This window comes from Caballeronia arvi (assembly GCF_001544695.2).
GTDB classification, from domain to species: Bacteria; Pseudomonadota; Gammaproteobacteria; order Burkholderiales; family Burkholderiaceae; genus Caballeronia; species Caballeronia arvi.
Window position 1 is genome coordinate 231366 of sequence record NZ_FCOM02000003.1, and the last position, 17356, is coordinate 248721.

Here is a 17356-nt window from a genome sequence, read left to right on the forward strand (position 1 = left end):
TCTGCGCTCATTTCGGCTTCAGCAGCACCTTGATCGAGTCGAGTGAATTCGCGATCGCGATAGCCTGGTCCCATTCATCGAGCGTGAAGCCGTGCGTGACGATGCCTTTCGACGTAACGAGGCCGCGCGCGAGCAGATCGATTGCGATTGGATAGCAATACGGTCCGAGATGCGCGCCGCGCACATCGAGTTCCTTGCGGTCGCCGATGATCGACCAGTCGACGGTCGTATCGGCGCCGAATACCGAGAACTCGACGAAACGGCCGAGCTTGCGGATCAATTCGAGCCCTTGCGACACGCCCGCCGGCACGCCCGTCGTTTCGATATACACGTCGCAGCCGTAGCGATCCGTGATCGAGCGGATCGTTTCCAGTGCGTCGTCGGTCTTCGGGTTGATCGTGATATCCGCGCCATATTCGCGCGCCAACGCGAGACGTTCATCGACGAGATCGATCACGACGAGCTTCTTCGGCGTCTTCAAATGCGCGACCTGCGCCATCATCAGGCCGAGTGGTCCCGCACCCGCGATCACGACGACATCGCTCAATTGAATATCGCCGCGATTCACCGTATGAATCGCGCACGCAAGCGGCTCGATGATCGCCGCATCTTCCAGCGAGATGCCGTCGGGAATCTTGTGGACGATCGCAGTCGGCGGAAAGCGCATGTATTCGGCCATGCCGCCATCGGCCACTTCGCGCTGAAAACCGAAAATGTTATGGACCTCGCACATCCAGTATTCGCCCGACTTGCAATAGCGGCATTTCGCGCACGGCACGATTTGTTCGGCGATGACCCGATCGCCCTTCTTCACGCCGAAATGTTCTTCGGCGCCCTCGCCTAGCTCTTCCACATAACCGAAGAATTCATGGCCCGGAATCACCGGCGCTTTCACCCAAGGATTCGGCCCGCCCCAGAACATCTTTGCGCCCGACCAGCATTTGCAGTCGCTCGCGCAGATGCCGCACGCGGCGATGCGAATCACGACTTCGTTGCGCGCGGCACGCGGACGCTGCACGCGCTCCACACGATAATCTTTCGGCGCGCGGCATACGATCGCCGTCATTTGTTCATCGGCCATGACGTGTCTCCGTGTCGTTATATGAATGACGCTTCACTCTTCCAGTACGATCTGCACCTTCACGTCGGTTGGCACGCCGCTCGCCGCTTCCTCGAAAGCCTTGATGCCTTCCGCGAACGGGAACGTGCGCGAGATGAACGGCTTCACATCCAGCTTGCCCGATGCAATCAGTTGAATCGCGCGCGGAAAGATGTTCGCATAACGGAACACGGATTCGATACGCGCTTCCTTGATCTGCACCGCGACGACATCGAGCGGAATCGCATGCTGCGGCATGCCGACGAGCACGAGACAGCCTCCCGGACACAGCAAATCGACTATGCCCTCGAACGCTTTTTCGTTGCCGCTCGCTTCGAACACGATGTTCGCGCCCCAGCCGTCGGTCAGTTCATGCACGACATCGAGCACGCGCCGTTCTCGAATATTCACGGCCGTTACGCCCTGCACGCCGCCGATGAGTTCGAGCTTTTCCGGCACGAGATCGCAGACGATCGCGCGGCTGCATCCGCCCGCGAGCGCGGCAAGCGCGCACATCATGCCGATGGTGCCCGCGCCTAGAATGACCGCCACATCGCCCGGCTTGATCGCGGCTTTCTTCGCGGCCTGCAAGCCGATCGACAACGGCTCGACGATCGCGCCTTCCGCGAAGCTCACGTTATCGGGCAGCTTGTACGTGAACGCCGCCGGATGCACGACATAAGGCGCGAGACAGCCATGCACGGGCGGCGTCGCCCAGAAGCGCACTTTGGGATCGAGGTTATACAGGCCCTCGCGCGATGCACGCGATTCCATGTCCGGCACACCCGGCTCCATGCAGACGCGGTCGCCCGTCTTCAGATGCTTCACGTCCTCGCCCACTTCGACGACCGTGCCCGACGCTTCATGCCCCAGCACCATCGGCTCGTTGACGACGAATGGCCCGATGCGGCCGTGCTGATAGTAGTGAATGTCGCTGCCGCAAATGCCCACCGTATGAATCTTGATGCGTACGTCACGCGCGCCGACGACCTGCGGCAAGCTGAACGGACGCAAGCTGATGCGTTTCGCTTCCTCGAGAACCAGTGCTTCCATCGTCGTTCCTTTGATAGAGAAATGTGTGGGTTCAGCAGGACTGGAATCCGCCATCGACCAGCAGGCTGACGCCGCTCACCATGCTCGAATCCTCGCCGAGCAGATAGGCGATCGTGCGGGCCACTTCCACCGGCTCGACGAAGCGGTTCATCGGAATGCGCGCGAGCATCGGTGCAGATTTGACGGGATCGCTCCAGGCGCGCTCGCCCATCGGCGTCATCGTGACGGTCGGGAGCACGGCGTTCACGCGAATGCCGTGCGGCCCGAGTTCATTGGCCATTACGCGCGTCATCGCATCGAGTCCGCCCTTCGACGCGCAATACGCCGCGTGCAAAGCAAAGCCCACGTTCGCCGACAGGCTCGACACATTGACGATCGACCCGCCCGCGCCACGCGCGATCATGCTTTTCGCGCACTCCTGCGCGACAATCATCGCGGCGCGCAGGTTCACATTCATCGTCAGGTCGAATGCTTCGACGGTCGTCTCGAGAAAAGGCTCGAGCACGGCGATGCCCGCGTTGTTCACGAGCATATCGACCGGTTGGATCGAACGCGCAGCGTCACGCGCGGCGTTCGCATCGGCGAGATCGACGGCGATGGTTTCGCAGCCCGTCTCTGCTTTCAACGCATCGAGATCGGCGGCGCTGCGGCTCAACGCGATCACGCGCGCGCCGCGCTCGATCAGCAGATGCACCGTCGCATGGCCGATGCCCTTGCCCGCGCCCGTGACGAGCACGGTCTTGCCCGCGAATTCGCGATTTCTGTCGATGATCGTCATGATGTTATCAAGGCTGATCGCACAGACGCCGCGCGGTGTCTTCATCGGTCACGAGCACCGACGGATAGCGCCCGCGCAACGCCGCGCGCGTCACATGAAACTTCTTCTTGCCGCCGCTCACGAGAACCACGCGCCTGATCTTGCGCAGGTCTTCCAGCGCGATCGCCACCGTGCGGCGATTCAGCGGATGATCGATCAGTTCGCCGTCTTCATCCATGAAATGACCGAGCATGTCGCCGACCGCGCCTGCCTTTTCGAGCGTGCGCAACTGCTCGGGATTGTCGATGCCGTAAGTCACGACGAGCGATTCCGTGAGATCGCCGCAGGTGAGCAACGCGAGATCGGCATTGCGTGCAAGCTCGTAAGTTTCGCGCACGGTCTCCTCCTGAAGGATAACGTCGCGCGCCTTCTGGCTGCTCACGTAGATGGGTGCTGCAAAGAGATAACCATCGGCGCGGCAGATGTTCGCGAAGTCGGACACGATATCGAACGTATTGATGCTCGGGCAATGCGACAACCCCCCTTGCAGCGATACCGCCGACACCGGTCCGTACGTGCGCTGCGGCATCGCGCGTAGCACGGCGCGGATCGTGCGGCCCCAGCCGAGGCCGATGGTTTGTCCCGCGACGATCTGCTTCGCGAAGTAGGTCGCCGCGCCTATGCCAAGCGCCGCGTTGTTTGCTTCGTTGTTCGCGCCGCTCGGCACGACGACCGCGCATTCGAGCCCGAAGCGCTTCGCGAGCGCTTCTTCCAGCGCAACGCACGGCGCGATCTTGCTGTTGATCGTGATCTGTACGAGCCCGGACTCGCGGCTCGCGGCAAGCAGGCGATTCACGCGCACGCGGTTGCTGCCGATACGCTGCGCGATCTCCTGCTGCGTCAGATTGCCGACGTAGTAATGCCACGCGACGCGCGCCTGCAGTTCTTCCTCCGAGTCGATGGAATCGTCCGCTTCGGCGATGGCGATGGGCGGTGCGCTCTTGCTCATGGTGTCCCGGTGTTCAGTCAAAAGCGGCGATTTTATTTCACTGCACCCATCGTGAGGCCTTGCACCAGCCGGCCCGAAACAGCCAGCGCGAACACGACCATCGGCAGCACGATCAGCGTGCCCGTCGCCATGATTTCGCCCCACGGCAATTCATAGCCACTCATGTAGCTCGTCGCGGCGACCGGCGATGTGATCGCGTCGCTGCGCGTCAGCACGAGCGCGTAGAGCAGATCGTTCCACGAGAAGATGAACGCGAAGATCGCCGACACGACGATGCCCGGCATCGCGAGCGGCAGATTGATGCGCCAGAACACGCGCCACGGCGATGCGCCATCGAGACGCGCGGCCTCGTCCAGCTCGACGGGAATATTGCGGAACTGGTCCGTGCAGATCCACACGACGATGGGCAGCGAGAAAGTCAGGTACAGCAGGATCAGCACGATATGCGTATCGACGAGATCGAGCTTCGTCGCGATCAGGAAGAACGGCACCGCGAGCACGACGGGGCTCACCATGCGGTTCGAGATGAACCAGAACCACAGGTCTTCCTTGCCGCGGAATTCATAGCGAGCAAGCGCATATGCGGCGGGCGCGCCGAGCAGGATCGCGAGCACCGTCGTACTGCTCGCGATGATGAGCGAGTTCAGCAGGCTGCCCGCTACGTCATGCTCGAAGAGCGCTGCCGAGTAGTGATGAAACGTCGGCGAGAAGAGCCACTTCGGCGGATACGCGAGCGCATCGGCCTGGCTCTTGAGGCTCGTCGTAACCATCCAGTAGAACGGAAACACCGACGACATGAACACAACGACGAGACCGAGAAAATGCCATACGGTGACGCGTTTTCTTGCGGCGCGCGCGCGCTTTGCACGCTGCGTGATCTGCATGTTGGTCGAACTCACGCGGCCTCCCGATAGACGAAGCGGATATATAGACGCGACAGCACGATCGTCAGGATGAGCAGGATGATCGCCTGCGCGGACGCCATGCCCTGATCGAAGAGACGGAAGCCCACGCGCTGGATATAGACGCTGATGAATTCCGTCGCTGCGCCGGGGCCGCCGCGCGTCATCGTGAACACGGCGTCGAACATCTTGAGCATGTCGGCGGAACGCAAGATGAGGATCGCAGTGAGGCCGGGCAACAGATAAGGCCGCTGCAAGTGCCAGAGGATCATGCTCCACTTGGGCGTTTCGAGGCGCGCGGCTTCCTCGGCTTCCTTCGGCACCATCGAAAGTCCCGCGAGCAGAATCAGCGCGCAAAACGGCGTCCACTGCCAGATATCCATGATCATCACGGACACGAACGCGAGCGTCGGGTCTGCGAGCCAGTCTTGCGGCGGAATGCCAAGCAAGCCCGTCAGATAGTTGGCCACGCCGAACTGCCGGTTGAAAATCAGACGACCGATGAGACCCACGACCGCGTAGGTCGTCGCCATTGGAATGACGAGACTCACGCGCGCCGCTGCACGCATCCACGGCAATTCCGTCCGATGAAGCAGCAGCGCGGCAAAGAGGCCGAGCGCCACTTCGATCGGCAACGTGAGGCACAGGAACAGCGCGGTGCGTCCGAGCGCTTCCCAGAAGGTCGGATCGGTGAGCGTCGCGATGTAGTTGTCGACGCCAATGAACGGCGTGCCCGAGCCCAGATCCGCGAGCTTGTATTGATGAAACGAGTTATAGAGCGCGAGCAGCAACGGATAGATGCCGATGATCGCGAGCGCCGCGATCGCCGGAATCAGGAACCAGAAGGCGGGCGAACGCGGCAGGATGCCGAAGTAGCGCGCGGGCTTGCGCGGTCCTCGCGCGTGCATTGCGGGTGATGCCATTCGATCGCCTCCTGTTTCCTTTATGACGGACGTGTTATTTCAGCAAAGGCTTCTTGCCGTCGTAATAGCCCGCTTTCTTCAGGATGTCCTCGGTCTTCTGACCGATGGTCTGCGCGCCCTCCTTCACCGTCACCTGGCCGAGCATCATCTTGCTGCCCCATTCGCCGATGACTTCCGACACCGCCGGCCATTCCGGGAAGCGCGGACGATAATCCGGCACGCCGCCCTGCCACGATTCGACCATCGGCTTCACGAACGGATACTTGTCCTGCACGGCCTTGTCCTGGTACACCGCCGTGCGCGCCGGCACGCCGCCCGCTTCGAGGTACGGCTTCGCCATTGCTTCGGATGTGATCCATTGAATGAAGAGCCACGATGCAGCCTGCTTCTTTGCGTTCGACTTCGCATTCACCGCAAGCGAGAAGCCGCCGAGCGCGGGCTTCAGACCTGCGGGGCCCTTCGGTTCAGTGGTGATCGCGAGACAGTTGCCGAGCTTCGATTTGCTCGGATCGGTGAGCGTCGGATAGAACGCGGACCATTCGGTGATCATCGCGACCTGGCCCTGCGCGAGCGCATTCACCGCTTCCGCATGGTCGAAATCGACGATGCCCGGCGGCATGTACTTCATCAGCTTCTGCCGGTATTCGAGGCCTGCCTGCGACTGCGGCGACATCAGGTTCGACTTGAACTTCGCATCGAGCAGCGAGCCGCCGTTGGGCCATAGCACGCGCATGAAGCTATCCGCCGATTGCGTTTCGCCGCGCCGCGATTGCAGCGCAAACGCGAACTTGTCGCCCTTCGTGAGCTTCGGCGCGTAGGTGTTGAGCAGGTCGTCCCAGGTTTTCGGCGGCTCGTCGAAGCCCGCGTCCTTCAACATGCACTTGTTGTAGAACATGAGGCCCGAGTAGTTATCGAACGGCAGGCCATAGGTAACCTTGTCCCATGTCCCGAACGAATCGAGCAGAATCGGGAAAAAGCCCTTCAGATTGAGATTCGGGTCCGCGAGCTTGGGATCGTCGGTGAACTTCTTGATCGGCACGAGCCACTTGTTGCTCGCGAATTCACCGATCCACACGACATCGACGAGCACGATGTCCTGATCGCCGCCACCGACGAAGTTCAGCACTTCCTTCTCGCGCGTGTTCTCGTACGGAATCACTTCCCAGCGCACCTTGATGCCCGTCTCTTTCTCGAACTGCGGAATGAGTTGCTGCGCAGCCTTGTAGCCGGGACGATCGAGAAACACGGCCTTGATCGTGGTGCCCGAATACGGCTGCGCCGCTTCCTTCAGAGTCCAGGCCTGCGCGTTCGATGCGGCGAACGCCGCGCTTGCCGCCAATAGCGCGACTGCCGCGACGTGTTTGATCGGGCCGAGTTGCCGGGCCGGGATGAAGCGCTTCTTCATGCCTGTCTCCTTGGTTTTTTTCGAGCGGGTGTGACTTGCGGATTCGTCCTGCGCCTTGCCTCGTTTCACTTGTAATTTCGGTTTTACAATTGTATATTTTGGCGCGAACAGGTTGTCAAGAACAAATTCGACGGATGCATCCGATGCTGCGCAGCAGCACAAGGAGACAACGTAATGAGCGCAGTTCACTTGCAGCAGATCCGCAAGGCCTTTGCAGGCGTCGATGTGCTGAAGGGCGTCGACATCGAAGTGACCGATCGCGAGTTCATGGTGTTCGTCGGTCCTTCGGGATGCGGAAAATCTACCTTGCTGCGCACCATCGCCGGACTCGAAGAAAGTGACTCGGGCCAAGTGCTGATCGGCGGCGAAGACGTCACCGATCTCGAGCCGTCGCAACGCGGCGTCGCAATGGTGTTTCAGTCGTATGCGCTCTATCCGCACATGTCGGTGTACGAGAACATCGCGTTCGGGCTGCGCATGCTGAAGCTGCCGGAGGCGCAGATCAAGGAGCGCGTGCATCGCGCGGCGGAGATATTGCAGATCGGTCAGTTGCTCGAACGGCGACCGCGTGCGCTCTCCGGCGGGCAACGTCAGCGCGTCGCAATAGGCCGTTCGATCGTGCGCGAGCCGAAGGTCTTTCTCTTCGACGAGCCGCTCTCCAATCTCGATGCCGCATTGCGCGTGCAGATGCGTCTCGAGCTCATCAAGCTGCACAAGCAACTCAACGCGACGATGATCTACGTCACGCACGACCAGACCGAAGCGATGACGATGGCCGACCGCATCGTCGTGCTGAATCATGGGCGTGTCGAGCAGATCGGCTCGCCGCTCGAGCTGTATCGCACGCCGCACAATCGTTTCGTTGCGGGCTTCATCGGCTCGCCGAAGATGAACTTCATGGATGTGCGCGTGATGCGCGTCGATGCCGCGGGCGTCACCATCGAGCTGCCCGGCGGCGACTCGCTCACGCTGCCGTTCGCGGCATCGTCGGTGAAAGCGGGGGAGATGCTCACGCTCGGCATCCGGCCCGAGCATTTCGTCGAGGCGTGCGGCGGCGATATCGACAGTGGTCTCACCGGCGAAGTCATGGTGATCGAGCATCTCGGCGGCGAAACGCTATTGCATGTGCGTCTGCCGAATGAGCTCGTGATTCAGGTGAAGGGGTCGGGCGAATCGACGGCGGTCGAAGGCCAGCGCCTCAACGCGGGCTTCAGCATCCGTCACGTGCATCTGTTCCGCGAGGACGGCAGCGCGCTCGAACGCATGCGGCCCGTCGCCGAAACCGCGACCGTCTGAATCACGTAGCGGTCGTACTTGTTATCCCAAGCCGCATACGCCGCACGAGTCGGGATTACAAAAGTTCCAGAAAGCATCGGCCAAAACTGCAAAACGGCCGGCTGATGCACGCATTGGCTTGTGTGTGCCACCCCACATAACTCACGACGCATCGCGCAACGATCAGGCAACACGAGTGCTCCCGCCGCACAATCGTGACGGCGCAAACGTTCTCTTTCCCCCTCCATAGCCGTTTCTTATGCCGATGCGCCGGTCCGCGTCGCCTCTGGCACGAGATGTGCGACCGCTTGCACGATCCACTGGGAGGGATGGTCAGAGCATGAAAAGAACGACACACGGCTCGCACATCGCGAAGGCCGCGCCGAACTCGAATCATGCATTCAGGCATCGCGTGCTCGAAGGCCTCAAGGCCGGAGAATTCTGCATCGCCTATCAGGGAATCTACCGAGTCGGAAGCGGCGAGCTCGCGCAGATGGAAGCGCTCATTCGCTGGCGTCATCCGGAACATGGCGTCATGTTGCCGGGCGCGTTCAGCAATGCGTTCAAGGACGCCGAAATCATGCGCGAATTCACATGGTTCGTGCTGGACGCGGTCGCGTCGGAAATGGCGGCGTGGCGCGCGCGCGGCGGCGCGCATTATTCTGTTGCGGTGAACGTCCCGCCATCCGTGGCGGCGCTGCCAGGCTTCGCCGAGCGCATGGACGCGATCTGCCGCGCGCATGGCGTCACGCCGGAGTGCATCGAGCTCGAATTGCTGGAGAGCGAGGACCTGGCGCGCATGCCGTCCATGCCGAAGGTCGTGCGGCGCCTGAAGAGCAAAGGCGTGAGCGTCGCGATGGACGACTTCGGCACCGGCTACTCGTGTCTCGCCGCGCTCGGGCCGATCGACTTCGGCACTGTGAAGATCGCGAAGGAACTGCTTTCCGCCGCGCCGCGCTGCCCGACCGCGTGCCTGGTTTTCTCGTCGGTGCTCACGCTGCTGACGCGCCTGGAGGTGGCGATCGTCATCGAAGGCGTGGAGACGGCCGCGCAGGCGCGGTGGATCGCGCAATGGCCGCACGTGCTCGCCCAGGGCTTCTTTCTCGCGCGGCCTGCATTCGGCATCGACAACGTGCCCGGCGCGCATCTTGCATCGGCGATAGCGCAACGCAGACCAGCGCGCCGCGAAGGACCGCGCAGCATCCGGCTCGCCGATGCTGCATGAAGGATCGATAGGATTCTGGCAGCCCTCGTAAGCCAGGATTTAGCCGGCGCCTGTTGTGCGCCGGCGTTTTTTTGGTCTGTGTGAACCAGCACCAACTTCCATCCATCGCCGCCGTCGCGCGCCTCAAATCCGCATCCGCGACAAATCCGTCGCCGGCGTCTTCAGCTTCAGCTCTGCGATCGCCGCGCGCGTCGCCGTATCGACCGGCAAGCCCCATCGCGAGAAGAATTCGGTGAGGTCGAGATTCGCGGCGATGCACGCGCGCAGCACGAAGATCTGCACCTCGTTCCGGTCGCCGTCCTCCGCCTGCGTCAGCGGATGCAGCCGATACGACTTGTGCAACCGTGCATAAAAGCCGTCGCCGAGCGCGCGGCGCAACTGCTCGTACATCACGAGCCTGATCCAGAGCGCTTCAGACGGCACGGGAAACGACGCATCATCGAGAAAATTGCGTGACGGCTGCGCGAGATAGAGCGTCGCGAGGTCGAGGCGGTTCTTCCTGCCGCGCGTATCGGCAACCTGCAGCAGCGGCGAGACCATCGGCGTGCCGAGGCGTTGCAGCGCATGCAGCGAATAGATGTTGACCGTCGTCTCCGTCAGGCCCGGCCAGGTCCAGTCCCATTGCTGATACATGTGGCCGAGCTCGTGCCACACCCCCCATGCATCGGCCTTGGCGGGCTTGAGCAAAGTCTCGGCCGCGCTGTTCAACGGCAGGCCGATCATGTAGTAGGTCGCGTACAGATACGCGTCCTGCAAGTCCGCGTGCGTCGAAATGGCGTCCTGTACGAAGTGCACGCGCAACGGCGACGGCGTGTCGAGCGCGCTCGATCCGTCCAGCCCGGACACTTCGTCGTGATAGCCCATGATCCGCTGCACATACCCGAGCAGCGCGGCCGGGTCCGCGGCGCCCGACTTGTCGTACATCGTGCGCGCGACGGTGAACATCGTCCGTCTGCCGACCATCTCGATGAGCGGCGCATCGGCGTAACGTTGCAGCATCGCGCGCCATTCGCCGGGCGTCGTCGTGCCTTCGATATAGAACGGCGCCGGCCGCCCGCCTTCGCGCACGGAAACATCGATCGACCTGCGCGGCCGCTCGTTGAATCCGCTATCGATATATTCGAAGTAGAGCAGGCCATCGCGCGACGCGACGAACTCGTTGCGCCCTTCCGTCGCGAGAATCATCTGCGGATCGCCCGCTGGCTGACGTTTGAAAAAGCCGTTCTTGTTGCCGACCATGATGATGAGACCATCCGGGCCGTCATCGGCGAGACCGCTTACGTCGATCACCACGGACTCGCCCTTCGACACATAGAGCCCCGACGGATGATAGTCGGTCCAGCGAAAGCCGCGCAGCCGGTCGGCCTCGATCGCATCCGGTGCGAACGCGCTCAGGTGATAGCGCCTGTTCATGTTGTCGTAGGTCGAGCGCGCGGCCGCATCGAGCGGGCGGTACGCGTGATCGGCGCTTGCATTCCGGACCTCGTACAGACGCCACTGCCCTGCCTGCGCGTTCACTTCGACGAACGCGCCATCGCGCAATGCATGATGCTCGATCGCGAGACCCGTGTTCGTGCCGGTCGCCGCGATGGTCACCGCGTTCGCATCGGTTTCGATGCTCCAGTTCTGCCGTGCTTCGCCCGATTCCTCTTCGAGATCCACGCGCGTGCCGAGCGTCACGTATCGGCCATAGCGCTTCGAAAAAAGGCGAAAGCCGCTGCCCTCTTTGACCACGGTCCAGATCTGGCTCGAGGCGCGCTCGGGCGTCCATCCGGACTGCACGAGCGCGATCGTGCCGTCGCTTTGGACTTGCGCGGTCAGGGCCTTGAACGATGCATTCGAGACGATATAGAACTCGCCTTCCTCGACTTTCGCGCCGGCGCCGTAGGGAACCTGTATCGCGCCGGGCGTCGACGCGAAGCGCGAGATGCGCGCCGCATCGTGCGGATAGAACGACATGGGCGCGTAGTAATGAGGTGCGGCGTGCGCGCCGCACAACACGAACATCAACAGCCATGAAAGCCAGCGCATGCCCGCCCTCCCGTTGCTCTTGTCGTCGCCAGCGGTTCGGGTCGAGCGCCGCGGCCTTTATGACGACAGTACGGCAACTCGCGCGGCGCGTCGAGTCTTGGGCTGGGTGGGGAGGGCTTTGGTGCCGGAAGCACCACCGGCATCGGTCTCCCGTGGGCGATGCGGTCAGGGACACGCCGCGCGGTCCGCAAAACGACGCGACGTCGTCATATCAACTAGATCGAGGCGCGCGGACACCGCGTCCGCGCCGCACGTCAGGGCGCCGACGCGGGTGCCGGCTTCCCTGCCTTTTGCGCATTGATCTTCGACTGCGCGTTCTGCAGATTCTGAGGATAGTTGGTCTGATCGCCGGCCGGGTTGTAGCCGTTCTTTTCCAGTTCCTTCAGCTCGGCGTTCTTCTTCGCGCGCGCCGCCTTGCGCTCGGCTTTCTTGACCTGCTTCGGCGTGGAGGCGGCTGCGGCGGCCGGAGCGGCCGTGTCCTGCGCCTGCGCGACGGGCACGCCGACGAGCGCGGCGACTGACATGGCGATGATGGCCAACGGTGCGGTGCGTTTGTTCATGATCGATCTTCTCCGGATGGATGGCGACGGTTGACAACGACGCTTGCGCGAATCGCGTGAGCAATCTGCGATCCACGCGCGGCACGTTAGCACGGCCCGCGCGATCCGTCAGCGAACGATTTCCGCCCGCTTCAGCGATCGACGATGCGGCTCAGATTGCCGCGCACGCGTTGCAGCAGCGCGATCAACTGTTCGCTTTCCTGGCGGCTGAAACCGGCGAGCGCCTCCGACGTGATCTCGTCGCCAACGCGCCGCGCGCGATCCAGCGCCTTTTCCGCCTTCGCGGTCATGCGGACTTGTCGCTCGCGGCGGTCGTCGGGATTGAGGCGCCGCTCGATCCAGCCGCCCTCTTCCATGCGGTCGAGCAGCCGTCCGGCGGAGATCGGCGCGACTTCGAGCAGACCCGCGAGCCGCGCCTGATTGACCTCGCCATAGTGCGAGAGATACGCGAGCACGCGGCACTGCGCGCGCGTGAGATTGAGCGACGACTTCGCCAAGACGTCGAAACGATTGCCGCACAGGCGGTCCACGTCCGCGACCAGAAAGCCGAAGCGTTTGTCGAGTTGGGTTTCCATCGCGCGATTATAGGTAAGAGCTTTCGATGCGTGCACCCGCGCGGACCCCGTAGTTGACCGCATTGCGCCGCTCCGTGCATGGCCTATAATAAGCGTGCTTATCATCACCCTACTTACAAAAGCCGCTAGCGGGCGGCTGCATCCATGTCCTCCGAAGTTTCCACGGAACGCGCCGCGGCGCCTCTGAACCGCGGCATGCTGACCGTTTCGATCATGCTCGCGACGCTGATCCAGACGCTCGACAGCACCATCGCGAACGTGGCGCTGCCGCATATGCAGGGCAGCCTGTCGGCGTCGCAGGACGAAATCACGTGGGTGCTCACGTCGTATATCGTCGCGGCGGCAATCGCGACGCCGCTTACCGGCTGGCTGTCGGACCGGCTGAGCGTGAAGAAGCTGCTGTGCCTGTCGATTGCGGGTTTCACGGTGGCATCGGCGTTTTGCGGCTTGTCGGAGACGCTTGCGCAGATCGTCGGCTCGCGGCTTCTGCAGGGCATATTCGGGGCGTCGCTCGTGCCGCTGTCGCAGTCGATCCTGCTCGACATCAATCCGCGCGAGAAACAGGGTCAGGCGATGGCCGTGTGGGGCATGGGCGTGATGGTCGGGCCGATTCTCGGTCCGACGCTCGGCGGCTGGCTCACCGACAGTTACAACTGGCGCTGGGTGTTTTTCATCAACGTGCCGATCGGGGCGTTCGCGCTCTTCGGCGTGTGGACCTTTTTGCCGACGCAGGCCGCGCGGCGCGCGGTGAAGTTCGACGCGTTCGGCTTCGCGACGCTCGGCCTTGCGATCGGCGCGTTTCAGGCGATGCTCGATCGCGGGGAGCAACTCGACTGGTTCGGTTCGATGGAAATCCGCATCGAGGCGCTGCTCGCGGCGGCGAGCTTTGTCTTCTTCATCGCGCATACGGCGACGGCCGGCGCGCGCTCGTTCTTCAAATATCAGTTGCTGAAGGACCGCAACTTCGCGACCGGCACGTGCTTCATCTTCGTGATCGGCGCGGTGATGTATGCGACGCGCGCGCTTCTGCCGCCGATGCTGCAAAACCTGATGAACTATCCCGTCGCGACGACGGGCCTCGTCACGGCGCCGAGCGGCGCGGGCACGATGGTCGCGATGCTCGTCGCGGGGCGGTTGCTGAAGCACATCGACGCGCGGTTGTTACTGCTGTCGGGGTTTCTGATATCGGCGTTGGCGCTCTGGCAGATGATGCATTACACGATTGTGCTGTCGGAGTCGGACATCGTGTGGCCGGGTGTGATTCAAGGCTTCGGGCTCGGGCTCGTGTTCGTGCCTTTGTCGGCGCTGACGTTTTCGACGCTCACGCCCGAACTGCGCGCCGACGGCACCGCCACGTATAGCCTGATGCGTAATATCGGCAGCAGCATCGGCATTTCGATCGTGCAGACGTTGATGACGCGCAACACGCAGGTCGCGCACGCGGACCTCGCCGCGCAGGTGACGCCGTTCAATCCGGCGATGCAGTCGATGCTGGCGGGCGGCTCGATGCAGGACATCGCGATGCTGAATCAGACCATCACGCAGCAGGCATCGATGATCGCGTATCTCAACGACTTCAAGCTGATGTTCGTCGCGACGTTGCTGGTGGTGCCGTTGTTGTTGCTGATTCGGCCGGCGAAGGCGGGTGCCGAGGAGTCGGTGGCGCATGCGGCGATGGATTGACATCGGGATTGGGCTTGCGCCTCTCTGCGGGCGCCTCTATGCGGGAAATCCTGATTTCGCGTTGGTTTATTAGCACTGCCCCTCCCCGGGGCGGGGGTAACTTTCTTTGCTGCTGCAAAGAAAGTCACCAAAGAAAGCAGCTTTTCGATCCAAAGTGCTTCACACCGGCCCCGGCACAGGCAATTGGCTGAATGGAACCCGGAGTAGCGAGTGCCCCCACAAAACTCGGGCAACGTGGACCGCGCACGGTCTGACAAGCTATAACTTTTAGCGCGCTGGTTCAGCACAAAATAGCGCCGGCACAGCGCTACGCGCTGCCGAAAGGTATGCGAGGGAAACCAGCTTAGCGCGACTGCATTGAGATAGAGAGATCAGCAAGGAAGCACGGGCAGACCCGCTTGACCCGTCGGCCGCGAAGCGGGCCGGAGCTTGCAAGGGCTGCGCCAATTCGTTAAGCGGCGCGATGTATCAGACCGTGCGCGATCCACGTCCGACTGGACCTACGAGAACACTCGCTACTCTGGGTTCCATTCAGCCAATCGCCTGTGCCGCGGCCGGCGTGAAGTGCTCAGGCTGGGAGAAGCTGCTTTCTTTGGTGACTTTCTTTGCAGCAGCAAAGAAAGTTACCCCCGCCCCGGGGAGGGGCAACGCTAATAAGCCACCACGAATACGGGATCCGGCGAAAACCCAAAAAACCAAACCCAAACCGCCCCCTATACACTCACCTCCCCCCGCTCCAGCATCACCCCAAACGCATCCGCCGACAAAGGCATCGCCAGCAAGAACCCCTGCATCTCATCACACATCATGTCCTGCAGCCTGTCGAGCTGCGACCCCGTCTCCACGCCTTCCGCAACGACATCCATATCGAGCGAATGCGCAAGCGCGATGATCGCCGACACGATCGCACGCCCTTCCTGCCCGTTCTCATCGAGACCATTGGTGAAGAACCGATCGATCTTCAGCTGCTTCGCGCGAAAGCGCTGCAAATACGCGAGACTCGAATACCCCGTGCCGAAATCGTCGATCGCGATCTCGAAGCCATTCTCCTGAAACGCGTGAATCATCTCGATGGTGCGCGGCGCATCCTGCATCGCCACCGTCTCGGTGATCTCGAACATGATCTGCTCGCTCTCCACGCCCTCCTCGCGTACGATCCGTAGCATGTTCGCAACGAGATCCGCCTCGCACATCTGCCGCGGCGACAGGTTGATCGCCACCTTCACCGGCGGACTTCCCTCGCGGCGCCATCCGACGAGATGCCGGCACGTCTCGCGCACGACCCAGTAGCCGATCTCCACGATCTGCCCGGACCGCTCCGCGATCGGAATGAATTCGAGCGGCGTCAGCGTGCCGATCTCCGGATGGTCCAGCCGGATCAACGCCTCCGCGCCCGCCAGTTCGCCACTCTTGCCGCGAAACTTCGGCTGGAATAGCAGATAGAAATGCCCGGCGCTCAACGCCTCGTGCAGCGCCTGCTGGATCTGCAAGGTCCGCACGGCCGCTTCGTTCATGCTCGCCTCGAAGAAGCGATACGTGCTGCGCCCGCCGCGCTTCGCCTCGTACATCGCGACATCGGCGTGCTTGAGCATCGCCTCGACGGTCTCGCCGTCTTGCGGATACAGCGCAATGCCGATGCTCGGCATCACCTGCAACGGATGGTTCGCCGCGAGCAGGCCCTTTTTCATCGTGTCGAGAATGCGCTCGGCCATTTTCTCGGCGTCGGCCGGTGCGTGCAGGTTTTCCAGCATCACGACGAACTCGTCGCCGCCCAGACGCGCGACGGTGTCGCCGCCGCGCACACACTCCTGCAGGCGTCGCGCGAACGCCTTCAGCACTTCATCGCCGACCGTATGGCCGAGCGAATCGTTGATGGTCTTGAAGCCGTCGAGATCCATGAAGAGAATCGCGAAGCGGCTGCGGTTATGCCGCGCATTCCTGATCGCGCGATCGATGCACTCGTTCAGCGTGCGACGGTTCGGCAAATCGGTCAGCGTGTCGAAGGTCGCCATGCGCACGATCTGCCCGTTCAGGCGCGACACGGACCCGGCGAGCAGCGCCGTGCGCGCGTCGAAGCGCGACAGGACGAGCGTGATGATCAGAATGGCAAGCGTGAACATCGCGATCGTCGTCGCGAGCCAGCGCGCGTCGACGTCGTTGGCCGCGCCGCAAATCGAGCCCGGCAGGAACTCCGCCGCCGCGTTGCCCGTGTAGTGCATGCCGGTGATCGCTATGCCCATCACGAAAGCCGACGCGATGCGCTTCGCCAGCACGTTCTTCTGGCTCGCGTCGGACAGCGTGTGGGCGATCCACAGCGCCGCGCCCGACGCCACCACCGCAATCACGATCGACGCCGCGAAAAGCCACGGATCGTATTCGATCGCCGGCTGCATGCGCATCGCGGCATCGCCCGTGTAGTGCATCGTCGCGATGCCCGCGCCCATCAGCACGCTGCTCGCGACGAGGCGTCTCGCCGTCAGCCGCCTGCTCGTGATGACGTGGAGCGCGAAAAACGACACGAGCACCGCGATGCCGAGCGACGCAGCGGTGATCTTCAGATCGTAGCCGAGCGGAATCGGCAGCTCGAACGCGAGCACGCCGATGAAATGCATCGACCAGATGCCGATGCCCATCGACGCCGCCCCGCCCGCGAGCCAGACATGTCGCATGCGCGACTGCGATAGCATCGCGATGCGGCCCGATATATCGAGCGCGGTGAAGGAAGCGAGCGTCGCCACGACCAGCGATGCCGCAACCAGCCAGAAGTTGTAGGTGCCGTGCATAGCTGCCATTAGCCAGGGACTTGTTTGCGTGAGCGTCTTATCGGCTTCCGTGCGCGGTTCCTTAGTCTCCAGACGA

At 62.5% G+C, this 17356-nt stretch carries 14 protein-coding genes; 3 read left to right on the forward strand and 11 right to left on the reverse strand.

The features are described 5' to 3' along the window. Positions 1-7: 7 nt before the first annotated feature. From AWB74_RS05790 to AWB74_RS05820, 7 genes are read right to left on the reverse strand one after another with little or no spacing between them, the layout of a single operon-like run. Positions 8-1081, reverse strand: coding sequence for an alcohol dehydrogenase catalytic domain-containing protein (locus AWB74_RS05790; RefSeq protein WP_200821927.1), 1074 nt, complete (start codon positions 1079-1081; stop codon positions 8-10). 33 nt (positions 1082-1114) lie between these two features. After that, positions 1115-2152: an NAD(P)-dependent alcohol dehydrogenase gene (locus AWB74_RS05795; RefSeq protein WP_061145811.1), complete on the reverse strand. Its 1038-nt coding sequence runs from the start codon at positions 2150-2152 to the stop codon at positions 1115-1117. Between the two features lie 31 nt (positions 2153-2183). Further along, positions 2184-2930, reverse strand: coding sequence for an SDR family oxidoreductase (locus AWB74_RS05800; protein WP_061145914.1), 747 nt, complete (start codon positions 2928-2930; stop codon positions 2184-2186). 7 nt (positions 2931-2937) lie between these two features. Next, a complete protein-coding gene (locus AWB74_RS05805) occupies positions 2938-3918 on the reverse strand; it encodes a sugar-binding transcriptional regulator (protein WP_061145812.1) in 981 nt (326 codons plus the stop codon). 32 nt (positions 3919-3950) lie between these two features. Then, positions 3951-4802: a carbohydrate ABC transporter permease gene (locus AWB74_RS05810; protein WP_061145915.1), complete on the reverse strand. Its 852-nt coding sequence runs from the start codon at positions 4800-4802 to the stop codon at positions 3951-3953. 11 nt (positions 4803-4813) lie between these two features. Further along, on the reverse strand, positions 4814-5743 hold the full coding sequence (locus AWB74_RS05815; protein WP_235024491.1) for a carbohydrate ABC transporter permease: 930 nt from the start codon (positions 5741-5743) through the stop codon (positions 4814-4816). A 34-nt stretch (positions 5744-5777) separates the two neighbouring features. Then, positions 5778-7148 carry an ABC transporter substrate-binding protein gene (locus AWB74_RS05820; protein WP_061145916.1) on the reverse strand — a complete coding sequence of 457 codons (1371 nt, stop codon included), beginning with the start codon at positions 7146-7148 and terminating at the stop codon, positions 5778-5780. Positions 7149-7322: 174 nt separating this feature from the next. On the opposite strand from AWB74_RS05820, the gene AWB74_RS05825 reads away from it, so the two are divergent. Continuing rightward, a complete protein-coding gene (locus AWB74_RS05825) occupies positions 7323-8444 on the forward strand; it encodes an ABC transporter ATP-binding protein (protein ID WP_061145814.1) in 1122 nt (373 codons plus the stop codon). 319 nt (positions 8445-8763) lie between these two features. After that, positions 8764-9648 carry an EAL domain-containing protein gene (locus tag AWB74_RS05830; RefSeq protein ID WP_061145815.1) on the forward strand — a complete coding sequence of 295 codons (885 nt, stop codon included), beginning with the start codon at positions 8764-8766 and terminating at the stop codon, positions 9646-9648. A gap of 123 nt (positions 9649-9771) precedes the next feature. Here the strand turns inward: AWB74_RS05830 and AWB74_RS05835 are convergent, their stop codons facing one another. From AWB74_RS05835 to AWB74_RS05845, 3 genes are all read right to left on the reverse strand, one after another. Beyond that, positions 9772-11679, reverse strand: a complete 1908-nt coding sequence (locus AWB74_RS05835; protein WP_061145816.1) for a M60 family metallopeptidase — start codon at positions 11677-11679, stop codon at positions 9772-9774. A 254-nt stretch (positions 11680-11933) separates the two neighbouring features. Further along, complete coding sequence (locus tag AWB74_RS05840) at positions 11934-12239, reverse strand: DUF4148 domain-containing protein (RefSeq protein WP_061145817.1); 306 nt, start codon at positions 12237-12239, stop codon at positions 11934-11936. Positions 12240-12370: 131 nt separating this feature from the next. Beyond that, positions 12371-12814 (reverse strand): MarR family winged helix-turn-helix transcriptional regulator, encoded by a 444-nt coding sequence (locus AWB74_RS05845; RefSeq protein WP_061122936.1) that lies wholly within the window; start codon positions 12812-12814, stop codon positions 12371-12373. A gap of 144 nt (positions 12815-12958) precedes the next feature. On the opposite strand from AWB74_RS05845, the gene AWB74_RS05850 reads away from it, so the two are divergent. Further along, a complete protein-coding gene (locus tag AWB74_RS05850; protein ID WP_061145818.1) occupies positions 12959-14497 on the forward strand; it encodes a DHA2 family efflux MFS transporter permease subunit in 1539 nt (512 codons plus the stop codon). A 713-nt stretch (positions 14498-15210) separates the two neighbouring features. Here the strand turns inward: AWB74_RS05850 and AWB74_RS05855 are convergent. Continuing rightward, positions 15211-17280, reverse strand: coding sequence for a putative bifunctional diguanylate cyclase/phosphodiesterase (locus tag AWB74_RS05855; RefSeq protein WP_061145819.1), 2070 nt, complete (start codon positions 17278-17280; stop codon positions 15211-15213). Between the last annotated feature and the right edge of the window lie 76 nt (positions 17281-17356).

Bases quoted from the DNA above. Each gene is read 5' to 3' on its own strand.
- AWB74_RS05790 (WP_200821927.1), bottom strand. From the start codon at position 1,081: ATGGCCGATGAACAAATGACGGCGATCGTATGCCGCGCGCCGAAAGAT.
- AWB74_RS05795 (WP_061145811.1), bottom strand. From the start codon at position 2,152: ATGGAAGCACTGGTTCTCGAGGAAGCGAAACGCATCAGCTTGCGTCCG.
- AWB74_RS05800 (WP_061145914.1), bottom strand. From the start codon at position 2,930: ATGACGATCATCGACAGAAATCGCGAATTCGCGGGCAAGACCGTGCTC.
- AWB74_RS05805 (WP_061145812.1), bottom strand. From the start codon at position 3,918: ATGAGCAAGAGCGCACCGCCCATCGCCATCGCCGAAGCGGACGATTCC.
- AWB74_RS05810 (WP_061145915.1), bottom strand. From the start codon at position 4,802: ATGCAGATCACGCAGCGTGCAAAGCGCGCGCGCGCCGCAAGAAAACGC.
- AWB74_RS05815 (WP_235024491.1), bottom strand. From the start codon at position 5,743: ATGGCATCACCCGCAATGCACGCGCGAGGACCGCGCAAGCCCGCGCGC.
- AWB74_RS05820 (WP_061145916.1), bottom strand. From the start codon at position 7,148: ATGAAGAAGCGCTTCATCCCGGCCCGGCAACTCGGCCCGATCAAACAC.
- AWB74_RS05825 (WP_061145814.1), top strand. From the start codon at position 7,323: ATGAGCGCAGTTCACTTGCAGCAGATCCGCAAGGCCTTTGCAGGCGTC.
- AWB74_RS05830 (WP_061145815.1), top strand. From the start codon at position 8,764: ATGAAAAGAACGACACACGGCTCGCACATCGCGAAGGCCGCGCCGAAC.
- AWB74_RS05835 (WP_061145816.1), bottom strand. From the start codon at position 11,679: ATGCGCTGGCTTTCATGGCTGTTGATGTTCGTGTTGTGCGGCGCGCAC.
- AWB74_RS05840 (WP_061145817.1), bottom strand. From the start codon at position 12,239: ATGAACAAACGCACCGCACCGTTGGCCATCATCGCCATGTCAGTCGCC.
- AWB74_RS05845 (WP_061122936.1), bottom strand. From the start codon at position 12,814: ATGGAAACCCAACTCGACAAACGCTTCGGCTTTCTGGTCGCGGACGTG.
- AWB74_RS05850 (WP_061145818.1), top strand. From the start codon at position 12,959: ATGTCCTCCGAAGTTTCCACGGAACGCGCCGCGGCGCCTCTGAACCGC.
- AWB74_RS05855 (WP_061145819.1), bottom strand. From the start codon at position 17,280: ATGCACGGCACCTACAACTTCTGGCTGGTTGCGGCATCGCTGGTCGTG.